Origin of the sequence: Sphaerisporangium sp. NPDC005288 (genome assembly GCF_040607475.1) — a bacterium.
In the GTDB taxonomy this organism is placed as follows: Bacteria; Actinomycetota; Actinomycetes; order Streptosporangiales; family Streptosporangiaceae; genus Sphaerisporangium; species Sphaerisporangium rhizosphaerae.
Map to the genome: position 1 here is coordinate 110,015 of NZ_JBEXGT010000022.1, position 21,371 is coordinate 131,385.

Here is a 21,371-nt window from a genome sequence, read left to right on the forward strand (position 1 = left end):
CACTCCCGCCGCTCAACCCGCACCGTCCCAGACCGGCTTTCCCGCGAGCCCGCATCAAGGCCTCGCCGCCTCCCATGGCGGCCCGGCCGGCACGCCCCCCGGTGGCGCGGCGAGTCCGCCCGGTGATGCGATGAGTCCTCCTGGCGGCATGGCGAGTCCTACCGGTGGCTTGGCGAATCCTCCCGGCGGCATGGCGGGTCCGCCCGGCGGCATGGCGGGTCCGCCCGGCGGCATGGCGAATCCTCCTGGCGGCATGGCGAGCGGTGCTTCGCCGGGCAGCGCCCCTCGGATCGGCCCGGAGGCATGGCAGTCCCCCGCGCCCTACGACGCGACCACCGGCCGGTCATACGGCTCGCCACAGGACGGGTCCAACGGCGCCACCCGCAACAGCCCCATCGGCACCCCTGAGAACGGGCCGTACGGTGGTACCGGCGACGGGACGCGCCCCCCGTCAGGTGACCAGCCGCCCGCCGCGTCAGGTGTGCACCAGATGTGGGCCGCACCGGTGCTCCTTCCGCAGGAGACCGCGCCCGCCGAGCCGCAGGTCTCGACGCCGGCGCTCAGCCCGCCGAGCTCCTGGGCCGTCCCCCCTGTCCCCTCGACTCCAGCTCCTCAGGACGCGCCCTCTCCTGCGCAGAACCCATCAACGTCACCTGCGCAGAACTGGTCAACGTCTCCTGCGCAGAACCCGTCAACGTCTCCTGCGCAGAACTGGTCATCGTCGCCGCTGGACGCCCCCCGGCCCGCTCCACACTGGGCGGCGACTCCCCAGGACGCGCCGCCTCCTCCCCTCCCCGGACCGCAGGCCGGTTCGGCGCCGCAGCAGGCGCCGTGGGCGTCGCCCACCCCGCAGGACCGCCCATGGGCGCCGCCGGCCCCGCAGGGCACCCCGTGGACACCACCCGGGTCACAGGGAACGCCGCCGGGATCACAGGGAACGCCTCCGGCGTCGCAGAGCGGCCCCTGGACACCGCCATCGGCTCAGGACGGCCCCTGGACGCCTCCGGCGCCGCAAGATGCGCCGTGGACTCCGCCGACACCTCAGGACGGGTCCTGGACGCCTCCGGCACCGCAAGATGCCTCCTGGACGCCCCCGGCACCGCAGGACGGCCTCTGGACGCCTCCAGCACCGCAAGGTGCCTCCTGGACGCCCCCGGCACCACTGTCCAGTCGTTCGGTGCCACAGGACGCGCCGCCCACCCCACAGGACATCCTGTTCGGCCGGTCCGCGCCACACGACGCGCCACCCGCACCACAAGACCTGCCGTCCAACGGCCCCACGCCACAGAACGTCTCATCGGTGCCACCCATGCCACACGACCCGCTGTCGGGGCGTCCCACGCCGCAGGACGCGTCATCGGCGTCCCCCAAGCCGCAGGACGGGCCGGCCACCTCGCCGCAGGATGCGCCTCTCACCGGGCAGAACGCCACTCGGTCCTCTCAAGGCGGCCGGCAGGACGGCGGCTACCGCTCGGGCGACGGCGCGTGGCGTCCTCAGACACCGCAATACCCCGACATCCCGGTCTGGCCGCCGCCGGACATGCTGGACGACGATCGTCTCGGCGCGACGAACCCGGGCGGCATCCAGGACGGCACGCCGCGCACTACAGATGCCAAGGACGGTAAGCACTCGGCCGGATCGGCGGACGGCGAGCGCTCCAAGGTGCCGGACGTGGGACACATCCCCGATGCCAAGGGCGGCAGGCACACCGATGGCGCCTCGTCCTACGTCAGCGGGTCGTCCGGCATGTCGTCGAACGCCGGTCGACCCGAGACGTCGCCAAGCGCGGAGCGGTCCGAGACCCCACCAGGCACCGAACAGGCCGAGACCTCACCCGGGTCCGTGCCGCCGTCACAGCCTTCACCCACACCTGGACCGACACCGTCACCCGATCCGAGGCCGACGCCGTCCATCCCGGCGCCGTCACCGCCTCCGGCCCCGTCACCGCCCCCGATCCCGGCGCCGTCCATCCCTGCGCCGCGTCCCGCCGCGCCCGCCACGCCACCACCGTCCGATCCCTCCACGTCTCCGGGATCCGGTGCCTCCGCGTCTCCGGGATCCGGTCCCTCCACGTCTCCGGGAACTGGTGCGTCCGCGTCTCCGGGAACTGGTGCGGCCACGATGTCTGGTACGTCGGAGGGGACGGGCAGGTTCAGCGACTCCGGCATATCGTCGGGCACCTCCGACGCGGCGAAGCGGAGCGAGGCGAAGGGCCTGCCGGCCATTCCGCGTTCGCAGGCCGGTCCTCCGCCGCGCGCGGCCCTTCCTCCCCCGCATCGGCCGGGCACTCCGCTGCCGCCCGCGCCGATGTCGCTCCCTCCGCTGGACCGCCCCTCGCAGGGGACGCACACGCCGTCGCAGGGGGCTCACAAGCCTGGGGGCCCCACCGCACCGGCCCGTCTGCCCGGCACGCCTCTGCCACCGGCTCCGCTGACCAGCGATGCGCTGACGCTGCGTTCCCGCAACCCGCTCGCACGCGATGCCGCCGAGGGGTCGGCCCAGCAGCCGGCTCCGGGCGCCACCGACCCGGCCCCTGGAACGCGGGGCCTGACCTCGAGCAGGCCGTACCAGCCCACGGGCGCACAGGGCTCCGCTCCAGGCGCGCCCGCTTCCGGTCCAGGAGCACGAGGTCTTCCGCCCGCGCCCGCGCCGGGCACACCGCTTCCGCCCGCTCCTCGTACCCTCTCGCCGCTCCCCCTGCCTGCCGGCGGCACCGCATCGCCCGCCGAGGGCGCCAGGACCGGCGAGAGCACCGCGCCCGCGACCGGCCTTTCCCGAGGCCGAGGCGGCACCGCGGCGGGCGACGACCAGCCCACCACCGGTGGCACCCCGTCCACGCCCGCCGGCATCCCCTCCACGCCCGCCGGCCCCCTGTCCACGGCCGACGCCGGCGCCCCGTCCGCGATCGGCGGCTTCGCGGGCCCGCCACCTGCCACCGGCACGCAGCCCCCCACCGGCGGCATCGCCGGCACATCCCCTGGCACCGGCGGCACGGCCGGCACGCCGTCCGCCATCACCGGCCTCACGGGCACGCAGATGGCCGTGAACGGCATCGCGAGCGCGCCGCCCGCCACCAGCGGCGCTACCAGCACGGCGCCCGCCACCGGAGGTGCCGCAGGTTCGCCACCCAGCACCGGCACCGGCGTCACACCGGCAGGCGGCGGGACACCGGTCGCCTCGAGGTCTCCCTTGTCGGGGCCCACGACGACACGACCGGACGCGCCGTCGACGGGACTGGCAGCAACGGCGCCATCAATGGCACCGAACGCACCTGTAGCACCGCATGGATCGAATGCACCGGACGCGCTCTCGGGACCGGCAGGATCGGCAGCACCCGGCGGAGCTCCGTCTGGACCGGCGGCAACAATGGCACCGGGAGCAGTGGCGGGCGCTGTGGCGGCCGGCGGCCTCGCCTCCACGGTGACATCCGGGCCGAGCGCCGGCGTCGGGGGTACCGGAGGCTTCGCGGCCGGCGACCGTCCGACGGCGTCGGAGGTCGCGGTCGAACGGCCGCCGTTCGTACCACCCGGCGCCACGCCGCCCGAGCCGCCCGCAGGTACGGGCGCGGCCGAGCCGGCTCCCCGCTCAGGGAAGCGGGTGGTGCTGGCCGCCGGAGTCGCCGTGGCGATCGCGGCGATCGGCACGGCCGCGTACTTCGGGTACCAGGCCTACAACGGGGGCGGCAAGCCGGTGACCATGCCCGACCCGTTGCCGTCGGTGGACGTGCGCCTGCCCGAGGAGGAGCCGACCGAGACCGCCTCCCCGGAGCCGAGCACGGCGGCCACCACCATCCTTGACTCGGTGAAGACCGACCCGAAGAAGCTCACCCTCAAGGAGGCGTTCGCCCAGCGGCGGGTGATCGTCGGCGGACGCGCCTACACCCGCGCCAAGGTGGACATCACCCCGCGGTGCGACAAGGTGGCCGTGGGCGGCTTCGCCACGGCGCTGAAGCGCCAGAAGTGCAGCCGGGTCCTGCGGGCGACGTACGTTGACAACAAGCGCCGCTACGCGGTGACGACCGGCATCGCCGTGTTCCCCACCAAGCAGGCGGCCGTCGCGGCGGACAAGAAGAAGAACCTCGCGAAGACCGTCTGGTTCCGCGGACTGGCCGGCGGCGCGGGAACCGGCACCGACAAGGCCGACATCTCCGGCGGTTACGCGGCGGGGCTGGTCTGGGGGCACTACATCGTCTTCAGCTTCGCCACCTACAGCGACGGTCACACCCCCACCGGCCAGGAGAAGGACCTCGGCCCGGTCAGCGGCGCCTTCCGCGACCACACCGCCCAAGTGATCGAAAAGCGCGTCACCGACTGACACGTCACCGCCCGACGGAGACGACCCGGGTGAGCACCTCCCGCCCGGGTCCGACCCACTGAGCCCGGCTCCTCGATCGGATCCGCCACGACAGGCCGGCCGGGGCCTGTCCACGCCGGCCCGCCCGCGTGGAAAGCGCCGGCGGGCGCGGCCGGGCGACCACACTCGACCATGCGGTGGTCGCCTGTGGAGCGGGGACACCAGCACACCCCATCGCACAGCTCAGAGGTGGGAGCTCGCGGGCTCAGGCGGTGAGGGTGCGGAGATGGGGATCTCGCGGACTCAGGGGTGAAGGTGCGGAGACGGGAGCTCGCAGACTCAGACGTGAGAGCGCGGAAGTGGGGAGCTCGCGGGGTCAGGGGGTGAGGGTGCGGAGGTGGCGGGTTTGGCGGGCTCGGGGGGCCAGGTCGGGGTCGGCGGGGTAGCGGACCTCCTCCAGGCACAGGCCGCGGGCGGGGGCGACGTTCACCCCCGAGTCGCGCACGGCCTTCAGGAGCACGTCAGCAGGCCATTCCACGGCCCTGTGGCCTTCGCCGACGGCGAGCAGGCATCCGACCAGGGCGCGCACCATCGAGTGGCAGAAGGCGTCGGCGACGACGGTGGCGACGAGCAGGCCCTCGGCGTCGCGCGTCCACGAGAGGCGCTGGAGCTCGCGGATGGTGGTGGCGCCGTCCCTCCTCTTGCAGAAGGCGGCGAAGTCGTGCTCCCCGAGGAGATGGACGGCCGCGTCGTTCATGCGGCCGACGTCCAGGGGGCGCGGGTACCACAGGACCTCGTTACGGCGCAGTGGGTCACCGCCACCGGGCGCGTCGCAGACACGGTAGGCGTAGCGTCGCGACAGCGCCGAGAACCGGGCGTCGAAGCCCTCAGGGGCCTGTCTGAGGGCATGGACCCGTACATCGGGCGGTAGAACCCCGGCCAGCCGCCGGGTGAGCGCGGAGAGGCGCTGAGCGCCGCTCATCGGGGCCGCGTCCTTGCGGCGTCCCTCGACGGCGCGGAGCGCCTCGGGGGGAAGGTCGACATGGGCTACCTGGCCCCGCGCGTGGACCCCCGCGTCGGTACGGCCGGCGACCGTGAGGGAGGGGGGCGGTTCGAGACGCAGGATGCGGCCGAGCGCCGTCTCCAGCTCGCCCTGCACGGTCCGCTGTCCGGGCTGGCGGGCCCAGCCGGAGAACGCCGTGCCGTCGTACCCGAGATCCATCCGCAACCGCAGCATCGCGGACGGCGCCTCCGGCGCCGGGGGCGGAGCGTCCTGGGGGGCCGTCGAGGAGTTCCCGAGACCGGACGGGGCGGTGGGTGCGGACTCTGCGGGCGGTGGTGTGGGCACTGCGTCCCCCTGCGTGCCGGGATCGCCGTTGGGCGTTCGGTGGAGCGAAGGTATCGGTCGAGGACGGGCTGGAGGGGCGGGGTGAACGCGGACGGGCCCAGCGCACCGAGGTGGTGTGCTGGGCCCGTCTTCGCGATCGGCGGCCGGATGGCTCCGGCCGTGCCCGGGGACGGCGGCGCCCCCGGGATGGCCGCTAGGCGATCAGGCCTCGTCCTTCTTGGACTCGGTCTTCTCGCCGGCCTCCGCGCTCTCGTCGGCCGGAGCCGCGTCGGCGGGGGCCTCGTCGGCCGGGGTCGCGTCGGCGGGAGCGTCGTTCTCGGGAAGCTCGACGATCTCCTCGGCCGGGGCGGCGGCGGCCGGCGCGGTGCGGGTCGTGGTGACCGCGTTCAGCGGCTCCGACACCAGCTCGATCAGCGCCATCGGGGCGTTGTCGCCCTTACGCGGGCCGAGCTTGGTGATGCGGGTGTAGCCACCGGGACGCTCGGCGAAGGTCGGCGCGATCTCGGTGAACAGGTGGTGGATGACGCCCTTGTCCTTGACCACGGTCAGAACCTGGCGACGGTTGTGGATGTCGCCCTTCTTGGCCTTGGTGATCAGACGCTCGGCCAGCGGCCGGAGGCGCTTGGCCTTGGTCTCGGTGGTGCGGATGCGGCCGTGCTGGAACAGCTGGGTGGCGAGGTTCGCCAGGATCAGCCGCTCGTGAGCCGGGCTGCCGCCGAGACGTGCGCCCTTGGCAGGCTTGGGCATGGTCCTTCTCCTTTGGGATAACCCGCTCCGGCCGTGTCAGGTACCGGGGTCGGGCCGGGAGCCCTGGTCGTTCGGACAGGGCTCCCGTTGATGAGGTGATGCGGTGACGCGGGCCGCCGCACCGAAGGCGCTCGCCTCCGGCGCGAGCCGGTCAGGTCAGTACTGCTCGGTCTCGACGTAACGGGCGTCGTCGTCGTCGTAGTCGCCGCCGGCGACGGCCGTCGGGTCGAACCCGGGCGGGGAGTCCTTGAGGGACAGCGTCATCTCGTGCAGCTTCTGCTTGACCTCTTCGATCGACTTGGCACCGAAGTTCCTTATGTCGAGAAGGTCCTGCTCGCTGCGCGCGACGAGCTCACCCACGGTGTGGATGCCCTCGCGCTTGAGGCAGTTGTAGGAGCGAACGGTGAGGTTCAGCTCCTCGATCGGCAGCGCCAGGTCGGCGGCGAGCGCCGCGTCCGTCGGCGACGGGCCGATGTCGATGCCCTCGGCCTCGACGTTGAGCTCGCGGGCCAGGCCGAACAGCTCGACCAGGGTCTTGCCGGCGGAGGCCACCGCGTCGCGGGGCTTCATCGACGGCTTGGTCTCGACGTCCAGGATCAGACGGTCGAAGTCGGTGCGCTGCTCGACTCGGGTGGCCTCGACCTTGTAGGTCACCTTCAGGACCGGCGAGTAGATCGAGTCGACCGGCACGCGGCCGATCTCCTGGCCGGGCTGCTTGTTCTGGGCGGCCGAGACGTAGCCGCGACCGCGCTCGACGGTCAGCTCCATCTCGAGCTTGGCCTTGCCGTTCAGCGTGGCGATGTGCAGGTCGGGGTTGTGCACCTCGACACCGGCGGGCGGCGCGATGTCGGCGGCCGTGACCTCACCGGGGCCCTGCTTGCGCAGGTACATGACGACGGGCTCGTCGTGCTCGGAGGACACGACCAGCGCCTTGAGGTTCAGGATGATGTCGGTGACGTCTTCCTTGACCCCGGGCACGGTCGAGAACTCGTGCAGGACGCCCTCGATGCGGATGCTGGTGACCGCCGCCCCCGGAATGGAGGACAGCAGCGTGCGGCGCAGCGAGTTGCCGATGGTGTAGCCGAAACCCGGCTCCAGCGGCTCGATGACGAACCGCGACCTGGTCTCCTCGATGGACTCCTCGAGAAGGGATGGGCGCTGTGCGATCAGCATGGGTTCTCCCCTGGTTCCGCGGGGCCCGCTATTTGACCACCGCGATTGGGTTCTTCACTGCCGAAGCTGTACGGCCTCCACCAGGATGCCGTACAGCTCTGCGGCAGACTAACTCGAGCCTTACTTGGAGTAGAGCTCGACGATCAACTGCTCCTGGACCTGGGTGTCGATCTGCTGACGGACCGGGAGCTGGTGCACCAGGATGCGCAGCTTGTCCGGAACGACGCCGAGCCAGGCCGGGACGGTCCTGTCGCCGACGGTGGCGCGGGCCACCTCGTACGGCATGAGGTTGCGAGCCTTCTCGCGGACCTCGATGATGTCGTGCTCGCGCACGCGGTACGACGGGATGTCGACCTTCTTGCCGTTCACCAGGATATGGCCGTGGCGCACCTGCTGGCGGGCGGCGTCACGGGACACGGCGAGGCCGGCGCGGAAGACGACGTTGTCGAGACGGCTCTCCAGGATCTGGAGGAGGTTCTCACCCGTCTTGCCGGACTTGCGGTTGGCTTCCTCGTAGTAGTTGCGGAACTGCTTCTCGAGGATGCCGTAGATGCGGCGGGTCTTCTGCTTCTCGCGGAGCTGGAGCTGGTACTCCGACTCCTTGGGACGGCCGCGGCCGTGCTCACCCGGCGGGTAAGGACGGATCTCGATGGGGCACTTGGGGGACTCACACTTGCTGCCCTTGAGGAAGAGCTTGGTCTTCTCACGGCGGCAGAGCTTGCAGTCCGCTCCGGTGTAACGAGCCATTTCTCTATTTCTCCTGGGCCTCAGACGCGGCGGCGCTTGGGCGGACGGCAGCCGTTGTGCGGAACCGGGGTCACGTCCTGGATGGACCCCACCTCAAGGCCGGTGGCCTGGAGGGACCGGATGGCGGTCTCGCGACCGGAACCGGGGCCCTTCACGAAGACGTCGACCTTGCGCATGCCGTGCTCCATGGCCCGGCGGGCGGCGTTCTCGGCGGCCATCTGCGCCGCGAACGGCGTGGACTTGCGAGAGCCCTTGAAGCCGACGTGGCCGGCGCTGGCCCAGGAGATCACGTTCCCGCTCGGGTCGGTGATCGAAACGATCGTGTTGTTGAACGTGCTCTTGATGTGGGCGTGCCCGTGAGCGACGTTCTTCTTTTCCTTGCGGCGCACCTTCTTCGGTGCACCCTGGCGGCTCTTCGGAGGCATGTAGCGCTATCTCCTGAGGTGGTCGGTCCTGCTGCGTGGACGGGGGCGCGGCATCGGGCCAGTGACTGGCCCGGCTCGGCGCCCCGTCGCGGACTACTTCTTGCCGGGCTTCTTCTTGCCGGCCACGGTCTTCTTCTTGCCCTTGCGGGTGCGCGCGTTGGTCTGCGTGCGCTGCCCGTGGACCGGAAGGCCGCGGCGGTGACGGATGCCCTGGTAGCAGCCGATTTCGATCTTGCGACGGATGTCGGCCTGAACCTCGCGGCGGAGGTCACCTTCGATCTTGAAGGTGGCCTCGATGTAGTCACGCAGCGGAACGAGCTCGGTGTCGCTGAGCTGGTGCACCCGCAGGTCACCGTTCACGCCGGTGGCGTTCAGGATCTCCAGGGCGCGGCTGCGGCCGATTCCGTAGATGTAGGTGAGAGCGATCTCCAGCCGCTTGTCGCGGGGGAGGTCGACGCCAACCAGGCGAGCCATGGTCGGGCATTCTCCTTCGATGTGGCGGAGGTCCTGCGTCCCACTACCCCTCCCCATGCCCGGGGTGAGGGCCCCGGCCTCCGACCGGGGGTCGCCCGCGCGGTTCGGCCTCGCGGCCGCCTGCGCGGGTGTGGTGCGCGATTACGTTGTTCCGGCCGGGCCGGCCGCCCGCTGGGGCCGCCCTCCCGTCCGGGCCGCGATCAGCCCTGGCGCTGCTTGTGGCGCAGGTTGTCGCAGATCACCATGACGCGACCGTGCCGGCGGATCACCTTGCACTTGTCGCAGATCTTCTTGACGCTCGGCTTGACCTTCATAGTCCCTGTCGTTCCTCAGACGGCCCGCCCGCCGGTCCGGCCGGGTCGATCCGCGCGCGCCGTGCGAAGCGCACGGTGGACGCGGTTCTTCCTCGCCGCCGGGACGGGGGGCTTACTTGTATCGGTAGACGATCCGCCCACGACTGAGGTCGTAGGGGCTCAGTTCCACGACGACCCTGTCGTCGGGGAGGATCCGGATGTAGTGCATCCGCATCCGTCCGCTGATGTGGGCCAGGACCTTATGGCCGTTGTCGAGTTGCACCCGGAACATCGCGTTCGGGAGCGACTCAACCACAGTGCCCTCGATCTCGATGGCGCCGTCCTTCTTGGCCATGTCCCTCGCGTTTCACTGATCGGTCGTCTGAGGTATCGGATCACTAAGCAGCCGCGACCTAGAACGCGCGTGAGAGAGCGGCGATAGCTGACCGCCGACGCGTCTGGTCATAGTGAGCCGACAAAGGAGTGTACGACAACCGGCGTGGAAATGCGAAACGCCTGACGTTTGTCCGGACACAACCGACCACCAGCGTACCTCAGCGGAGCGAGAAAGGGGATGGACGCGCCCACCCGGCCGCACGGTACCGCCGATACCGGGCCTGGGTGGGCGCGTGCTTGTGCGCGCAGGGGATGTGCCCGCAAAAGATCACCTACCCGGCGACAACCCGGGAAACTGCCATCAGCGGTAAAGCCTGCGTCCAATGCCCGTGAACAGTCCGATACCGCCGGACAGGACATCCGATACCTCCGGGTGCGCCCCGGCCGGCCGATGCCGTGGTCCCAGGACGCTTCGACGCCTCGCGGCGGTCCAGCGTCCCCACGGACGGACCCGGCCCGATGTCACCGGACACGACGAGAGCGGGCGCTCCCCCAGGAGCGCCCGCTCTGTTTCCCCCGCCTCCGGTCCCCCTCACTGAGACCGGGAGGTCTGATCACCGCTTCGAGGAGACCGGATCAGAACCGGTGCCAGCCGCTCCAGTCGTAGTCACGGGTGGAACCCTCGCCCACGCGGAAGCGGAAGCCGTCGACGCCGCGGTTGAAGAAGATCTTGCTGGCGCTGTGGCCGAAGGTGCGGTAGCGGTTGTAGAAGTGCCAGCCGCTGCCGTTGTGGTAGTAGACGTCCAGCCAGCTGTACTGGCGGTCGCGGTCGCGGTCGAACAGGTCGAAGTCGAGGTAGTAGCGGCCGCCCGACCGGCCCCAGAAGCCCCGGACGTAGGAGCGGTCGCCCCGGTCCTCGCGCCCGCCGAAGTCGGAGAAGTACGGGCCGAAGCTGTGGCGGGACAGAGCCTGGGAGGCCGAGGTGGCGGCGGTGGCGGCGGTGGCGCTCGCCGTCGACGCCGAGGCGGCGGGGGCGGCGGCGACGCCCGCCGCCAGAGCACCGGCGAGGGCGGTGCCGACGAGCAGGTTGCGGATCTTGCGCACGGTTTCCTCCTGTGAGCGAGCGTCCTCGGATGAGGACGGATTCCCCGTGCCGGCCGAGCTTTCTGTGTGCTGCTCGTTCCGGACAACGCTCACGTTATGGAGGCTCGGCATTCCCTTCTGCGTACGAATACGCACAGAACGCCGAACGTGTATTACTACGCAGAGCGGGCCGAGACCGGAGCCTCAGCGCTCCCTGCGCTTCCTGTCCTTCTTGCTCTTGCCGATCTCGTTGGGGTCCGAGCCGGACAGGGTGCTGATCAGCATGAGCACCGCCCAGGGACCGCCGACCCACATCGGCCAGAAATATCCGCCGAGGTCGGTCATGGCGTAGACGAGGGTGCAGATGCCGAACACGCTGGCCCACGAGGTCCAGGCCGCCTTCACCCCGGGATGCATCCCCGCGGGCCGGCGCCGCTCTGGCGCCTGCGCCGCCGGCAGGGCGTTCAGGTCGATGTCCGGCAGGTCGGCGGTGAGCTTCTGCAGGTCGCCATAGGTGCGCCCGGCGTAGACCAGCTCCAGGCGCTCGTTGAACTCCTCCATCGTGAGCCGGCCCTGGGCGCAGTGCTCACGCAGCGCGGCCGCGACCCTGTCTCTGTCGCCGTCGGACGCCCTCATGTCCGGTGTCGCCGCCATCACCATCAACTCCCGCGCAGACGTCAGCCAACGAGCCGTTCCACGAGCGGGTCAAAGGAGTGCCTCACTCCGTCTTGCCGTCGGTGCCGGCCTTCTCTCCCAGAAGCTCGCCAAGGCGTGCCTTCCCCCCGTCAAGGGCGGTGAGCACCCAAGGACCATTATCGGTCACCGCGACGCTGTGCTCGAAGTGCGCGGAGGGTTTTCCGTCGATGGTGACGACCGTCCAGTCGTCGGCCAGGACGCGGGTGCGGTCGGTGCCGAGATTGACCATCGGCTCGACGGCGAAGCACATGCCGGTCTCGAAGCGCGGGCCCCGGCCGGGCCGCCCGTGGTTGGCCACCCACGGCTCCATGTGCATCTCGGTGCCGATGCCGTGGCCGCCGTACTCCTGCGGGATGCCGTAGCGCCCCTGAGAGCGCACGTAACGCTCGACCTCGAACCCGACGTCGGACAGGTGCCGCCCCACGGTCAGCGCGGCGATGCCGCGCCACATGGCCTCCTCGGTCACCCGCATCAGCTCGGCGAGCTTCGGGTCCACCTCGCCGATGGCGACGGTGATCGCCGAGTCGCCGTGCCAGCCGTCCAGGATGGCGCCGCAGTCGATGGAGATGACGTCGCCGTCGCGCAGGGGACGGCGGTCGCTCGGGATGCCGTGGACGACCTCGTCGTTCACCGAGGCGCAGATGGTCGCCGGGTATCCCTGGTAGCCCTTGAACGAGGGGGTCGCGCCCTCGTCGCGGATGGCCTTCTCGGCGATGGCGTCCAGGTCGAGCGGCGTCATCCCGGGTCGCACGGAATCGCGCAGGAGCTGGAGCGTGCGCCCGACCACCAGACCGGCGGCCCGCATCTTCTCCAGCTGCTCAGGTGTCTTGATCTGAATTCCGTGCTTGTTCTTCTTGAACACTTACTGGCACCCCCTGGGGTGAATCAACGGACCGCCCGGCATCCCAATTCCCCCGATTGTCCCCCGACAAGCCGGACGCCACCCTTGGGACGGGCCCAAAGGTGGCGTCGGTGCCTATATCGCCGCGCTCGGCGGCTCTCAGTCGGCGAAGCGGCGCAGTTCGGCCATCGCCCGCTGGGTGATCTCTTCGACCGGACCGGTCGCGTCCACACCGTGCAGGATGCCCTCGTCGGCATAGAAGGAGATCAGCGGAGCCGTCTGCTGCTGATACACCTCCAGCCGGTGGCGGATGGTCTCTTCCCGGTCGTCATCACGCTGGAACAGATCGCCGCCGCAGGCGTCGCACACCCCTTCCTGGGAAGGGGGGTCGAAGACCACGTGCCACACCTTGCCGCAGGAGCGGCAGGTGCGCCGGCCGGCGAGCCGGCGCACGACCTCCTCGTCGTCGACCACGAGCTCGAGCACGACGTCGAGGTGGGTGCCGAACTCGGCCAGCATCTTGTTCAGAATCTGCGCCTGCGGCACGTTTCGCGGGAAGCCGTCCAGCAGGAAACCCTCCTGCGCGTCCGGCTCCCCGAGGCGGTCGCGGACCATGGCGACGGTCACCTCGTCGGGTACGAGGTCGCCGCGGTCCATGTACTCCTTGGCAAGCTTGCCGAGTTCCGTGCCGCCCGACACGTTGGCACGGAAGATGTCACCTGTCGAGATCTTCGGGATGGACAGGTTCGATGCGATGAACTGGGCCTGTGTCCCCTTGCCCGCTCCGGGGGGCCCGACCAGGACGACGCGCACTACTTGAGGAAGCCCTCGTAGTTCCGCTGCTGAAGCTGGCTCTCGATCTGCTTAACGGTGTCCAGCCCAACACCAACCATGATCAGAATGCTCGTGCCTCCGAACGGGAAGTTCTGGCTCGCCCCGGCCACCGCGAGCGCGATGATCGGGACCATGGAGATCAACCCCAGATAGAGCGAACCCGGAGCGGTCAGCCGCATGAGCACGTAGTTGAGGTACTCGGCGGTCGGCCGGCCCGGGCGGATGCCCGGGATGAATCCACCGTACTTCTTCATGTTGTCGGCCACCTCAACCGGGTTGAAGGTGATGGACACGTAGAAGTAGGTGAAGAAGATGATCAGCACGAAGAACGTGACCATGTAGACCGGGTGGTCGCCTCGGACGAAGTTCTGTGCGAGCCACTGCACGATCGCGCCGGGGTTCTCCTTGTTGCCGAACAGCGAGACCACCAGCTGCGGCAGGTAGAGCAGCGAAGAGGCGAAGATGACCGGGATGATGCCGGCCTGGTTCACCTTCAGCGGGATGTAGGTCGAGGTCCCGCCGTACATGCGACGCCCGACCATGCGCTTGGCGTACTGGACCGGGATGCGGCGCTGGGCCTGCTCGACGAACACCACCGCGGCGATCATGAACACTCCGACCACCATCACCACGACGAAGGTGAAGGCGTTCTGCCGGAAGATGTTCAGCAGCTCCGAGGGGAAGACCGCGATGACCTGGGTGAAGATCAGGATCGACATGCCGTTGCCGACGCCGCGGTCGGTGACCAGCTCGCCCAGCCACATGATGACCGAGGTGCCGGCCGTCATGACGACCACCATCGTGACGATGGTGAAGGCGTCGTTGTTCACCAGGAGCGGCTGACGGCAGTTCGGGAACAGCTGCCCGGTGCGGGCGAGCGCGACGAACGCGGTCGACTGCAGGACGGCCAGGCCGATGGTCAGGTAACGCGTGTACTGGGTGATCTTCGCGGTGCCGGACTGGCCCTCCTTCTTGAGGGCCTCCAGGCGGGGGATCACCACCGTGAGGAGCTGAAGGATGATGCTCGAGGTGATGTACGGCATGATGCCGAGCGCGAACACTGAAAGTTTCAGCAGCGCGCCGCCACTGAACAGCTGCACCATGCCATAGATGTTGGCGGAGTCGCCCGCCTGCGCCTCTTTCAGACACTGCTGCACGTTCGTCGTGTTGACGCCCGGGGTCGGCAGCACCGAACCCAGCCGGAACAGCACGATGATGGCCAGTGTGAAGAGCAGCTTGTTGCGCAGGTCGGGCGTACGGAACGCCCGGGTAATCGCGGTCAGCACGGTCCCTCCTGCGCGCCTGTAAGGCGGTGTCGGTCAGCGAAGGTCTGGGTGTGATGCATCGGCACGTCTCTGATCAACGAGCCCTGGACAGCCTTTGTCCAGCGCACTCTAACGCACTACGGGCGCGGCGGCTCCCACGGAGCCCCCGCGCCTCGTACTGCCTTGACTACAGCTCGGTGACGGAGCCACCGGCCGCAGCGATCTTCTCCTTCGCGGAGGCGGAGAAAGCGTGCGCCTGCACGTTCAACGCCACCGAGATGTCACCGGTTCCCAGCACCTTGACCGGCTGGTTCTTGCGGACCGCGCCCCGCTCGACCAGCGTGTCCACCGAGACGTCGCCGCCGTCGGGGAACAGCTCGCCGAGCCTGTCCAGGTTGACGACCTGGTAGGTCGTCTTGAACATGGCGTTGGAGAAGCCCTTGCGCTTCGGCAGCCGCCGCTGAAGCGGAACCTGGCCGCCCTCGAAGCCGAGAGGGACGTTCGTGCGGGACTTGGTGCCCTTGGTGCCACGACCGGAGGTCTTGCCCTTGGACGCCTCGCCACGACCCTTGCGGATCTTGGCCTTGTTGGCGCCCTTGGCCGGCCGCAGGTCGTGCAGGCGCAGCGGCGTGCCGCCGCTGGTGTTCTCAGCGTTAGCCATGACTAGTCGACCTCTTCCACCTCGACGAGGTGCGTCACCACGGCGACCATGCCCCGGATCTCCGGGCGGTCCTCCTTGACGACGACATCGCCGATTCGCTTCAGGCCCAGCGAGCGCAGCGAGTCACGCTGGTTCTGCTTGCCACCGATCTTCGACCGGGTCTGGGTGATCTTGAGACGAGCCATCGGCTAGCTCACCGCCTTCGCCGCCGCGGCGGCCTCGGCGATGCCCTCGGCGCGAGCCTTGAGCATGCGCACGGGGGCGACGTGCTCGATCGGGAGCCCACGGCGGGCGGCGATCTCCTCGGGCCTGCTGAGGCCCTTCAGCGCCGCCACGGTGGCGTGGACGATGTTGATCGGGTTGTCCGAGCCGAGCGACTTGGACAGCACGTCGTGGATGCCGGCGCACTCAAGGACGGCGCGCACGGGGCCACCCGCGATGACACCGGTACCGGGCGAGGCCGGACGCAGCAGGACGACGCCGGCGGCGTCCTCACCCTGCGAGGTGTGCGGGATGGTGCCCTGGATGCGCGGCACCTTGAAGAAGTGCTTCTTGGCCTCCTCGACGCCCTTGGCGATCGCCGCGGGCACCTCCTTGGCCTTGCCGTATCCGACACCGACCAGGCCGTTGCCGTCACCGACGACAACCAGGGCGGTGAAGCTGAAGCGCCGACCACCCTTGACGACCTTGGCCACTCGATTGATCTTCACGACGCGCTCGATGTACGAGACGCCCTTCTCGGCAGCGCCGCCGCGGCGATCGTCGCGACGGTCCCGCCGCTCACCACCGCCGCCGGCACCGCGACGCGGAGCTGCAGCCATCAGTGGTTCCTCTCCTCGTTGCTCTTGATTGCGATGCCGGCCGGAGACATCAGTTGCGATCCTCGCCCCATCAGAACTCCAGCCCGCCTTCACGGGCGCTGTCCGCGAGAGCCGCGATGCGGCCCGCGTAGCGGTTGCCACCGCGGTCGAAGACCACGGTGGAGATCCCGGCGGCCTTGGCCCGCTGAGCGAGGAGCTCGCCGACCTTCTTCGCCTTGTCGGTCTTGGTGCCCTCGGCCGTGCGCAGGGAGGTGTCCAGCGTGGACGCGCTCACCAGCGTGTGGCCGGCGATGTCGTCGACGATCTGCACGAACAGGTGCCGTGCGGAGCGGTTGACGACCAGACGGGGACGGGCCGGAGAGCCCACGACCTTCTTGCGGACGCGGCGGTGACGACGCGAGCGCGACAGCGCGCGCGCGGCCGTGTGCTTGGCAACCTTGGTGAAGGCCATGACTACTTACCAGCCTTTCCGACCTTGCGGCGGATGACTTCGCCCTGGTACCGCACACCCTTGCCCTTGTAGGGGTCGGGCTTGCGCAGCTTGCGGATGTTCGCGGCGACCTCGCCGACCTTCTGCTTGTCGATGCCGTCCACGTGGAACAGGGTCGGCCGGTCGACGCGGAAGGAGACACCCTCAGGGGCGTCGACGATCACCGGGTGGCTGAAGCCCAGAGAGAACTCCAGCTGCGCCGGGCTCTTGGCCTGGACGCGGTAACCCACGCCGACGATCTCCAGCGTCTTGCTGTATCCCTTGGTCACGCCGTCCACCATGTTGGCGATCAGCGTGCGGGAGAGCCCGTGCAGCGCACGGACCTTCTGCTCGTCGTTGGGGCGGGTGACGGCGATCGCGCCGTCCTCGCCCTTCTCGACCACGATCGGCTCGGCGACCGTGTGCGAAAGCGTGCCCTTGGGGCCCTTGACCGTGACATCCCGGCCGTCGATGGTGATGTCAACACCATTCGGTACAGGGATGGGCAGCCGTCCAATTCGCGACATGCTGTGATTCCTCCCCTCTACCAAACGTAGGCGAGGACTTCCCCGCCCACACCACGCTTGCCGGCCTGCTTGTCGGTCATGAGCCCGCCGGACGTCGAGATGATCGCGACGCCCAGACCGCCCAGGACCCGGGGCAGGTTGTCCTTCTTTGCATAGACCCGCAGACCGGGCTTGGAAACCCGGCGCAGGCCCGCGATTGACCGTTCACGCGTGGGCCCGAACTTGAGCTCCACCACGAGGTTCTTCCCGACCTTGGCGTCTTCGACGGCCCAGGCCTGGATGTAGCCCTCCTGCTGGAGGATCTCGGCGATGTGCGCCTTGATCTTCGAGTACGGCATGGCCACGGTGTCGTGGTATGCCGAGTTCGCGTTACGCAGACGTGTCAACATGTCTGCGATCGGGTCGGTCATCGTCATGGCCGGTGGCCCTCCTCACCGCGGTTTCCCTGTGACCGGGACCTACGGTGTGGTCGTGGGCGCTTGAAGCAGCGCCCGGTTGATATGACTTATATGTACGGCTGGCGCCGTGCGGGCCCCTCCCGGAGGGATGTCCCTCGGGGAGCCCCTCGAAGAGGAGCCCGCACGCGAACTACCAGCTGGACTTGGTGATGCCGGGCAGCTCGCCCCGGTGCGCCATCTCGCGGAAGCACACGCGGCAGAGGCCGAACTTGCGGTAGACGGCGCGGGGCCGGCCACAGCGCGAGCATCGAGTGTACGCCCGCACGCCGAACTTCGGCTTGCGCTCGGCCTTCGCGATCAGAGACTTCTTGGCCATCAGGCCTCCTTGAAGGGGAAGCCGAGAAGCTTGAGCAGCGCCCGGCCCTGGTCGTCGTTCGTGGCGGTGGTCACGACCGTGATGTCCATGCCACGCTGACGGTCGACCCGGTCGGGGTCCACCTCGTGGAACATGACCTGCTCGGTGAGACCGAAGGTGTAGTTCCCGTTGCCGTCGAACTGCTTGGGCGACAGGCCGCGGAAGTCCCTGATGCGCGGGAGCGCGAGGGACAACAGCCGGTCGAGGAACTCCCACATGCGGTCGCCGCGGAGCGTCACGTGCGCGCCGATCGGCATGCCCTCGCGCAGCTTGAACTGGGCGATGGACTTGCGAGCGTGGGCGACGGCCGGCTTCTGGCCGGTGATGGCGGTGAGATCGCGCACCGCGCCCTCGATGAGCTTGGAGTCACGAGCCGCCTCGCCGACGCCCATGTTCACCTTGATCTTGGTGAGCCTGGGGATCTGCATGGCGTTCTCGATGCCGAACTGCTCACGCAGCTTGTCGGCGATCTCCGCGCGGTAGCGCTCCTTGAGGCGCGGAACCGCGCGCTCGGTCTCAGTTGTGGTGGCGGTCATCAGTTGTCCTCACCCGATTCGTCGGCCTTCTCGGCCTTCTTGGCGGGCTTGTCGTCCTTCTTCGCCTCATCCTTGAGCTTCTTGACGTTGCTCACGTGGATGGGGGCCTCCATGGTCTGCACGCCGCCTTCCTTGGCGCCGCGCGGTCCCTGGTGGGTGACCTTGGAGTGCTTCTTGATCATGTTGACGCCCTCGACGATCACGCGGTCCTCCCGCGGGATCGCCTGGATCACACGACCCTTGGCACCCTTGTCCTTACCGGCGATGACCTGGACGAGGTCACCCTTCTTCACATGCAGCTTCGGCATTTACAACACCTCCGGCGCGAGCGAGATGATGCGCATGAACTTCTTCTCGCGCAGCTCGCGACCCACCGGACCGAAGATACGCGTGCCCCGAGGGTCGCCACTGTCCTTGATGATGACCGCGGCGTTCTCGTCGAAGCGGATGTAGGAGCCGTCCGGGCGGCGGCGCTCCTTAGTGGTGCGCACCACGACAGCCTTGACCACATCACCCTTTTTGACGCCGGCGGCGGGAAGGGCGTCCTTCACCGTCGCGACGATGATGTCGCCGATACCCGCGTAGCGCCGACCCGAGCCGCCGAGCACACGGATGCACAAGATCTCCTTGGCACCCGTGTTGTCGGCGACCTTGAGCCGCGACTCCTGCTGGATCACGTCAACTCCCGTGTGTCACGCCGGTTCTCAATCGTGAGCCTGGCGGAACTAGATTTCGGTCTGATGCGCCCTGGCGCCGGCATGGCCGGCGCCGAGGGGGGACGCCCGCGCGGGAGACCCCCTTCCAGAGGGGTCTCCCGCAAGGCGACTTACTTGGCCCGCTCGAGGATCTCCACGACCCGCCACCGCTTGGTGGCGGACAGCGGCCGGGTCTCCATCAGGAGGACGCGGTCGCCGACGCCGCAGGAGTTGGCCTCGTCGTGGGCCTTGTACTTGGTCGTACGGCGGATGACCTTGCCGTACAGCGGGTGCTTCACGCGGTCCTCGACGGCGACGACGACGGTCTTGTCCATCTTGTCGCTGACCACCAGACCCTCACGGGTCTTGCGGTAGTTCCGCGCCTGCTTGTCGGTGCTCTCAGTTGTCTCAGCCATCGCTCGGCTCCTTCTCGACCGTGACGATGCCGAGCTCCCGCTCGCGCATCACGGTGTAGATACGGGCGATCTCGCGGCGGACGGCGCGAAGCCGCCCGTGGCTCTCCAACTGACCGGTCGCCGCCTGGAAGCGGAGGTTGAACAGCTCCTCCTTGGCTTCCTTCAGCTTCGTGACCAGTTCGTCCTGGTCAGAAGTCCGCAGCTCACCGGCGGTCAGGCCCTTAGCCATCACGCCTCACCCACTTCACGCTTAACAAACCGGCACTTCATCGGGAGCTTGTGCATCGCGCGCCGGAGGGCCTCGCGGGCCACCGGCTCGGAGACGCCCGAGAGCTCGAACATGACGCGGCCGGGCTTGACGTTGGCGATCCACCACTCCGGCGAACCCTTACCGGAACCCATGCGGGTCTCGGCGGGCTTCTTCGTCAGCGGACGGTCCGGGTAGATGTTGATCCACACCTTGCCGCCACGGCGGATGTGCCGGGTCATGGCGATACGAGCGGCCTCGATCTGGCGGTTGGTCACGTAGTGGTGCTCAAGCGCCTGGATGCCGAACTCGCCGAACACGACCCTGGTGCCGCCCTTGGCGGCTCCGCTGCGGTCAGGCCGGTGCTGCTTGCGGTGCTTGACCCTGCGCGGGATCAGCATGGTCAGCTCCCTTCAGCACCCGGCTGCTCCGCCGGGCCGGTCTCGGGCGCCCCAGCGGGCGCGGTGCTTTCGGTCCTCGGGCCACGGCCGCCGCCACGGGGGGCGCCGCCGTCACGGCCACGACCGCCGCCGCCGCCCGCGCCCCGGCCGCGCTGCGGCCTGTCGGTGCGGTCGCGACGCTGGCCGCCCGCGCGCGCGCCGGCCGCGGCCGCCTCGCGCTCGGCGCGGCTGGTCGGGGCCTCGCCCTTGTAGATCCACACCTTCACGCCGATGCGGCCGAAGGTGGTGCGGGCCTCGTAGAAGCCGTAGTCGATGTCCGCGCGAAGGGTGTGCAGGGGCACACGGCCCTCGCGGTAGAACTCCGAGCGCGACATCTCGGCGCCGCCGAGACGACCGGCGCACTGGACACGGATGCCCTTGGCGCCGCTCTTCATCGCCGACTGCATGGCCTTGCGCATCGCGCGCCGGAAGGAGACCCGGCTCGACAGCTGCTCGGCCACGCCCTGGGCGACGAGCTGGGCGTCCACCTCGGGGTTCTTGACCTCGAGGATGTTCAGCTGGACCTGCTTCTTGGTCAGCTTCTCGAGGTCGCCACGGATGCGGTCCGCCTCGGCGCCGCGGCGGCCGATGACGATGCCCGGCCGGGCGGTGTGGATGTCGACCTGGACGCGGTCGGTGGTGCGCTCGATCTCGACCTTGGAGATGCCGGCCCGCTCCATGCCCTTCTGCAGCATGCGGCGGATCGAGACATCCTCGGCGACGTAGGACTTGTACAGCTTGTCGGCGTACCACCGGCTCTTGAAGTCGGTCGTGATGCCGAGCCGGAACCCGTGCGGGTTAACCTTCTGGCCCACTAGCGGGTCCTTCCCTTCGGCCTGCCCTGGCCTTCAGGCCGGGCTTCGACGATCACAGTGATGTGGCTCGTCCGCTTGTTGATCCGATAGGCACGGCCCTGGGCACGGGGACGGAACCTCTTCAGCGTCGGGCCCTCGTCGACCCACGCCCGGCTCACGACCAGCATCTCGCGGTCGAGCTTGAAGTTGTGCTCGGCGTTCGCCATCGCGCTCGTGAGCACTTTGAAGATCGGCTCGCTCGCCGCCTGGGGGGCGAACTGCAGCACGGCCTGCGCCTCCGAAGCGGGCAGCCCGCGAATGAGGTCCACCACGCGGCGGGCCTTCTGGGGCGTGACGCGGACGAACCGCGCCTGAGCCCTGGCTTCCATCGCTTAC

The 21,371-nt window shown here is 69.3% G+C and carries 29 protein-coding genes; 1 reads left to right on the plus strand and 28 read right to left on the minus strand.

What is annotated here, in order from left to right; translation table 11 throughout:
• Window positions 1-3,382 precede the first annotated feature (3,382 nt).
• The gene (locus ABZU32_RS21745; protein ID WP_354924600.1) at window positions 3,383-4,315 is read left to right on the plus strand and encodes a hypothetical protein; all 933 of its coding nucleotides are present in this window, start codon (window positions 3,383-3,385) and stop codon (window positions 4,313-4,315) included.
• A 355-nt stretch (window positions 4,316-4,670) separates the two neighbouring features.
• Here the strand turns inward: ABZU32_RS21745 and truA are convergent, their stop codons facing one another.
• The 28 genes from truA to rplV all read right to left on the minus strand — a co-directional run bounded on the left by truA (window position 4,671) and on the right by rplV (window position 21,364).
• Entirely contained in the window at window positions 4,671-5,531 is an 861-nt protein-coding gene (gene truA / locus ABZU32_RS21750; protein WP_354924602.1) for a tRNA pseudouridine(38-40) synthase TruA, read from the minus strand.
• A gap of 312 nt (window positions 5,532-5,843) precedes the next feature.
• Window positions 5,844-6,389 (minus strand): 50S ribosomal protein L17, encoded by a 546-nt coding sequence (rplQ, locus tag ABZU32_RS21755; RefSeq protein WP_354924604.1) that lies wholly within the window; start codon window positions 6,387-6,389, stop codon window positions 5,844-5,846.
• Between the two features lie 156 nt (window positions 6,390-6,545).
• Window positions 6,546-7,562 (minus strand): DNA-directed RNA polymerase subunit alpha, encoded by a 1,017-nt coding sequence (locus ABZU32_RS21760; protein ID WP_354837543.1) that lies wholly within the window; start codon window positions 7,560-7,562, stop codon window positions 6,546-6,548.
• Between the two features lie 120 nt (window positions 7,563-7,682).
• The gene (gene rpsD, locus ABZU32_RS21765; RefSeq protein WP_354837545.1) at window positions 7,683-8,309 is read right to left on the minus strand and encodes a 30S ribosomal protein S4; all 627 of its coding nucleotides are present in this window, start codon (window positions 8,307-8,309) and stop codon (window positions 7,683-7,685) included.
• 20 nt (window positions 8,310-8,329) lie between these two features.
• Window positions 8,330-8,734: a 30S ribosomal protein S11 gene (rpsK, locus tag ABZU32_RS21770; protein WP_012887860.1), complete on the minus strand. Its 405-nt coding sequence runs from the start codon at window positions 8,732-8,734 to the stop codon at window positions 8,330-8,332.
• Window positions 8,735-8,827: 93 nt separating this feature from the next.
• Window positions 8,828-9,208 (minus strand): 30S ribosomal protein S13, encoded by a 381-nt coding sequence (gene rpsM, locus ABZU32_RS21775; protein WP_354837548.1) that lies wholly within the window; start codon window positions 9,206-9,208, stop codon window positions 8,828-8,830.
• A 200-nt stretch (window positions 9,209-9,408) separates the two neighbouring features.
• Window positions 9,409-9,522: a 50S ribosomal protein L36 gene (gene rpmJ / locus ABZU32_RS21780; protein ID WP_003956441.1), complete on the minus strand. Its 114-nt coding sequence runs from the start codon at window positions 9,520-9,522 to the stop codon at window positions 9,409-9,411.
• Window positions 9,523-9,634: 112 nt separating this feature from the next.
• Window positions 9,635-9,856 (minus strand): translation initiation factor IF-1, encoded by a 222-nt coding sequence (infA, locus tag ABZU32_RS21785; RefSeq protein ID WP_012887858.1) that lies wholly within the window; start codon window positions 9,854-9,856, stop codon window positions 9,635-9,637.
• Window positions 9,857-10,473: 617 nt separating this feature from the next.
• On the minus strand, window positions 10,474-10,941 hold the full coding sequence (locus ABZU32_RS21790; RefSeq protein WP_354924606.1) for a hypothetical protein: 468 nt from the start codon (window positions 10,939-10,941) through the stop codon (window positions 10,474-10,476).
• Window positions 10,942-11,124: 183 nt separating this feature from the next.
• The gene (locus ABZU32_RS21795) at window positions 11,125-11,574 is read right to left on the minus strand and encodes a DUF1707 domain-containing protein (protein WP_354924608.1); all 450 of its coding nucleotides are present in this window, start codon (window positions 11,572-11,574) and stop codon (window positions 11,125-11,127) included.
• A gap of 64 nt (window positions 11,575-11,638) precedes the next feature.
• Window positions 11,639-12,478 (minus strand): type I methionyl aminopeptidase, encoded by an 840-nt coding sequence (gene map, locus ABZU32_RS21800; RefSeq protein WP_354924609.1) that lies wholly within the window; start codon window positions 12,476-12,478, stop codon window positions 11,639-11,641.
• A 138-nt stretch (window positions 12,479-12,616) separates the two neighbouring features.
• Entirely contained in the window at window positions 12,617-13,270 is a 654-nt protein-coding gene (locus ABZU32_RS21805) for an adenylate kinase (RefSeq protein ID WP_354837560.1), read from the minus strand.
• The gene (gene secY, locus ABZU32_RS21810; RefSeq protein ID WP_354837562.1) at window positions 13,270-14,577 is read right to left on the minus strand and encodes a preprotein translocase subunit SecY; all 1,308 of its coding nucleotides are present in this window, start codon (window positions 14,575-14,577) and stop codon (window positions 13,270-13,272) included. The genes ABZU32_RS21805 and secY overlap by 1 nt, the downstream gene beginning before the upstream one ends.
• 166 nt (window positions 14,578-14,743) lie before the next feature.
• Window positions 14,744-15,217, minus strand: coding sequence for a 50S ribosomal protein L15 (rplO, locus tag ABZU32_RS21815; RefSeq protein ID WP_354837564.1), 474 nt, complete (start codon window positions 15,215-15,217; stop codon window positions 14,744-14,746).
• Window positions 15,218-15,219: 2 nt separating this feature from the next.
• Window positions 15,220-15,402: a 50S ribosomal protein L30 gene (rpmD, locus tag ABZU32_RS21820; RefSeq protein ID WP_030451484.1), complete on the minus strand. Its 183-nt coding sequence runs from the start codon at window positions 15,400-15,402 to the stop codon at window positions 15,220-15,222.
• 3 nt (window positions 15,403-15,405) lie between these two features.
• Window positions 15,406-16,038, minus strand: a complete 633-nt coding sequence (gene rpsE / locus ABZU32_RS21825) for a 30S ribosomal protein S5 (protein ID WP_347632437.1) — start codon at window positions 16,036-16,038, stop codon at window positions 15,406-15,408.
• 70 nt (window positions 16,039-16,108) lie between these two features.
• A complete protein-coding gene (gene rplR, locus ABZU32_RS21830) occupies window positions 16,109-16,489 on the minus strand; it encodes a 50S ribosomal protein L18 (RefSeq protein ID WP_354837567.1) in 381 nt (126 codons plus the stop codon).
• Window positions 16,490-16,491: 2 nt separating this feature from the next.
• Complete coding sequence (gene rplF, locus ABZU32_RS21835) at window positions 16,492-17,034, minus strand: 50S ribosomal protein L6 (RefSeq protein ID WP_354837569.1); 543 nt, start codon at window positions 17,032-17,034, stop codon at window positions 16,492-16,494.
• Window positions 17,035-17,051: 17 nt separating this feature from the next.
• Complete coding sequence (gene rpsH / locus ABZU32_RS21840) at window positions 17,052-17,450, minus strand: 30S ribosomal protein S8 (RefSeq protein ID WP_354837570.1); 399 nt, start codon at window positions 17,448-17,450, stop codon at window positions 17,052-17,054.
• Between the two features lie 172 nt (window positions 17,451-17,622).
• Window positions 17,623-17,808, minus strand: a complete 186-nt coding sequence (locus ABZU32_RS21845; protein ID WP_114032742.1) for a type Z 30S ribosomal protein S14 — start codon at window positions 17,806-17,808, stop codon at window positions 17,623-17,625.
• Window positions 17,808-18,383 (minus strand): 50S ribosomal protein L5, encoded by a 576-nt coding sequence (gene rplE, locus ABZU32_RS21850; protein WP_354837572.1) that lies wholly within the window; start codon window positions 18,381-18,383, stop codon window positions 17,808-17,810. Before rplE ends, ABZU32_RS21845 begins: the two co-directional genes overlap by 1 nt.
• Complete coding sequence (gene rplX, locus ABZU32_RS21855) at window positions 18,383-18,682, minus strand: 50S ribosomal protein L24 (RefSeq protein WP_354837627.1); 300 nt, start codon at window positions 18,680-18,682, stop codon at window positions 18,383-18,385. The genes rplE and rplX overlap by 1 nt, the downstream gene beginning before the upstream one ends.
• Window positions 18,683-18,691: 9 nt before the next feature.
• A complete protein-coding gene (gene rplN / locus ABZU32_RS21860; RefSeq protein WP_189162756.1) occupies window positions 18,692-19,060 on the minus strand; it encodes a 50S ribosomal protein L14 in 369 nt (122 codons plus the stop codon).
• Between the two features lie 149 nt (window positions 19,061-19,209).
• Window positions 19,210-19,494: a 30S ribosomal protein S17 gene (gene rpsQ, locus ABZU32_RS21865; protein ID WP_354837575.1), complete on the minus strand. Its 285-nt coding sequence runs from the start codon at window positions 19,492-19,494 to the stop codon at window positions 19,210-19,212.
• A complete protein-coding gene (rpmC, locus tag ABZU32_RS21870) occupies window positions 19,487-19,723 on the minus strand; it encodes a 50S ribosomal protein L29 (RefSeq protein WP_354837577.1) in 237 nt (78 codons plus the stop codon). Before rpmC ends, rpsQ begins: the two co-directional genes overlap by 8 nt.
• Entirely contained in the window at window positions 19,723-20,142 is a 420-nt protein-coding gene (gene rplP, locus ABZU32_RS21875; RefSeq protein ID WP_184608221.1) for a 50S ribosomal protein L16, read from the minus strand. Before rplP ends, rpmC begins: the two co-directional genes overlap by 1 nt.
• Window positions 20,143-20,144: 2 nt before the next feature.
• Window positions 20,145-20,996 (minus strand): 30S ribosomal protein S3, encoded by an 852-nt coding sequence (gene rpsC / locus ABZU32_RS21880; RefSeq protein ID WP_354837579.1) that lies wholly within the window; start codon window positions 20,994-20,996, stop codon window positions 20,145-20,147.
• Complete coding sequence (gene rplV / locus ABZU32_RS21885; protein ID WP_354837581.1) at window positions 20,996-21,364, minus strand: 50S ribosomal protein L22; 369 nt, start codon at window positions 21,362-21,364, stop codon at window positions 20,996-20,998. The genes rpsC and rplV overlap by 1 nt, the downstream gene beginning before the upstream one ends.
• Window positions 21,365-21,371 lie beyond the last annotated feature (7 nt).

Coding starts and splice junctions, on each gene's coding strand:
- rplO (WP_354837564.1), bottom strand. CDS start 15,217: ATGGCTAACGCTGAGAACACCAGCGGCGGCACGCCGCTGCGCCTGCAC.
- rpsD (WP_354837545.1), bottom strand. CDS start 8,309: ATGGCTCGTTACACCGGAGCGGACTGCAAGCTCTGCCGCCGTGAGAAG.
- ABZU32_RS21795 (WP_354924608.1), bottom strand. CDS start 11,574: ATGGCGGCGACACCGGACATGAGGGCGTCCGACGGCGACAGAGACAGG.
- rpsK (WP_012887860.1), bottom strand. CDS start 8,734: ATGCCTCCGAAGAGCCGCCAGGGTGCACCGAAGAAGGTGCGCCGCAAG.
- truA (WP_354924602.1), bottom strand. CDS start 5,531: ATGCTGCGGTTGCGGATGGATCTCGGGTACGACGGCACGGCGTTCTCC.
- ABZU32_RS21845 (WP_114032742.1), bottom strand. CDS start 17,808: ATGGCCAAGAAGTCTCTGATCGCGAAGGCCGAGCGCAAGCCGAAGTTC.
- rplQ (WP_354924604.1), bottom strand. CDS start 6,389: ATGCCCAAGCCTGCCAAGGGCGCACGTCTCGGCGGCAGCCCGGCTCAC.
- rplV (WP_354837581.1), bottom strand. CDS start 21,364: ATGGAAGCCAGGGCTCAGGCGCGGTTCGTCCGCGTCACGCCCCAGAAG.
- rpsM (WP_354837548.1), bottom strand. CDS start 9,208: ATGGCTCGCCTGGTTGGCGTCGACCTCCCCCGCGACAAGCGGCTGGAG.
- rpsE (WP_347632437.1), bottom strand. CDS start 16,038: ATGGCTGCAGCTCCGCGTCGCGGTGCCGGCGGCGGTGGTGAGCGGCGG.
- rpmD (WP_030451484.1), bottom strand. CDS start 15,402: ATGGCTCGTCTCAAGATCACCCAGACCCGGTCGAAGATCGGTGGCAAG.
- rpmC (WP_354837577.1), bottom strand. CDS start 19,723: ATGGCTAAGGGCCTGACCGCCGGTGAGCTGCGGACTTCTGACCAGGAC.
- rplE (WP_354837572.1), bottom strand. CDS start 18,383: ATGACCGCCACCACAACTGAGACCGAGCGCGCGGTTCCGCGCCTCAAG.
- rplF (WP_354837569.1), bottom strand. CDS start 17,034: ATGTCGCGAATTGGACGGCTGCCCATCCCTGTACCGAATGGTGTTGAC.
- ABZU32_RS21760 (WP_354837543.1), bottom strand. CDS start 7,562: ATGCTGATCGCACAGCGCCCATCCCTTCTCGAGGAGTCCATCGAGGAG.
- infA (WP_012887858.1), bottom strand. CDS start 9,856: ATGGCCAAGAAGGACGGCGCCATCGAGATCGAGGGCACTGTGGTTGAG.
- rpsH (WP_354837570.1), bottom strand. CDS start 17,450: ATGACGATGACCGACCCGATCGCAGACATGTTGACACGTCTGCGTAAC.
- rpsQ (WP_354837575.1), bottom strand. CDS start 19,494: ATGGCTGAGACAACTGAGAGCACCGACAAGCAGGCGCGGAACTACCGC.
- rplP (WP_184608221.1), bottom strand. CDS start 20,142: ATGCTGATCCCGCGCAGGGTCAAGCACCGCAAGCAGCACCGGCCTGAC.
- rplR (WP_354837567.1), bottom strand. CDS start 16,489: ATGGCCTTCACCAAGGTTGCCAAGCACACGGCCGCGCGCGCGCTGTCG.
- rpmJ (WP_003956441.1), bottom strand. CDS start 9,522: ATGAAGGTCAAGCCGAGCGTCAAGAAGATCTGCGACAAGTGCAAGGTG.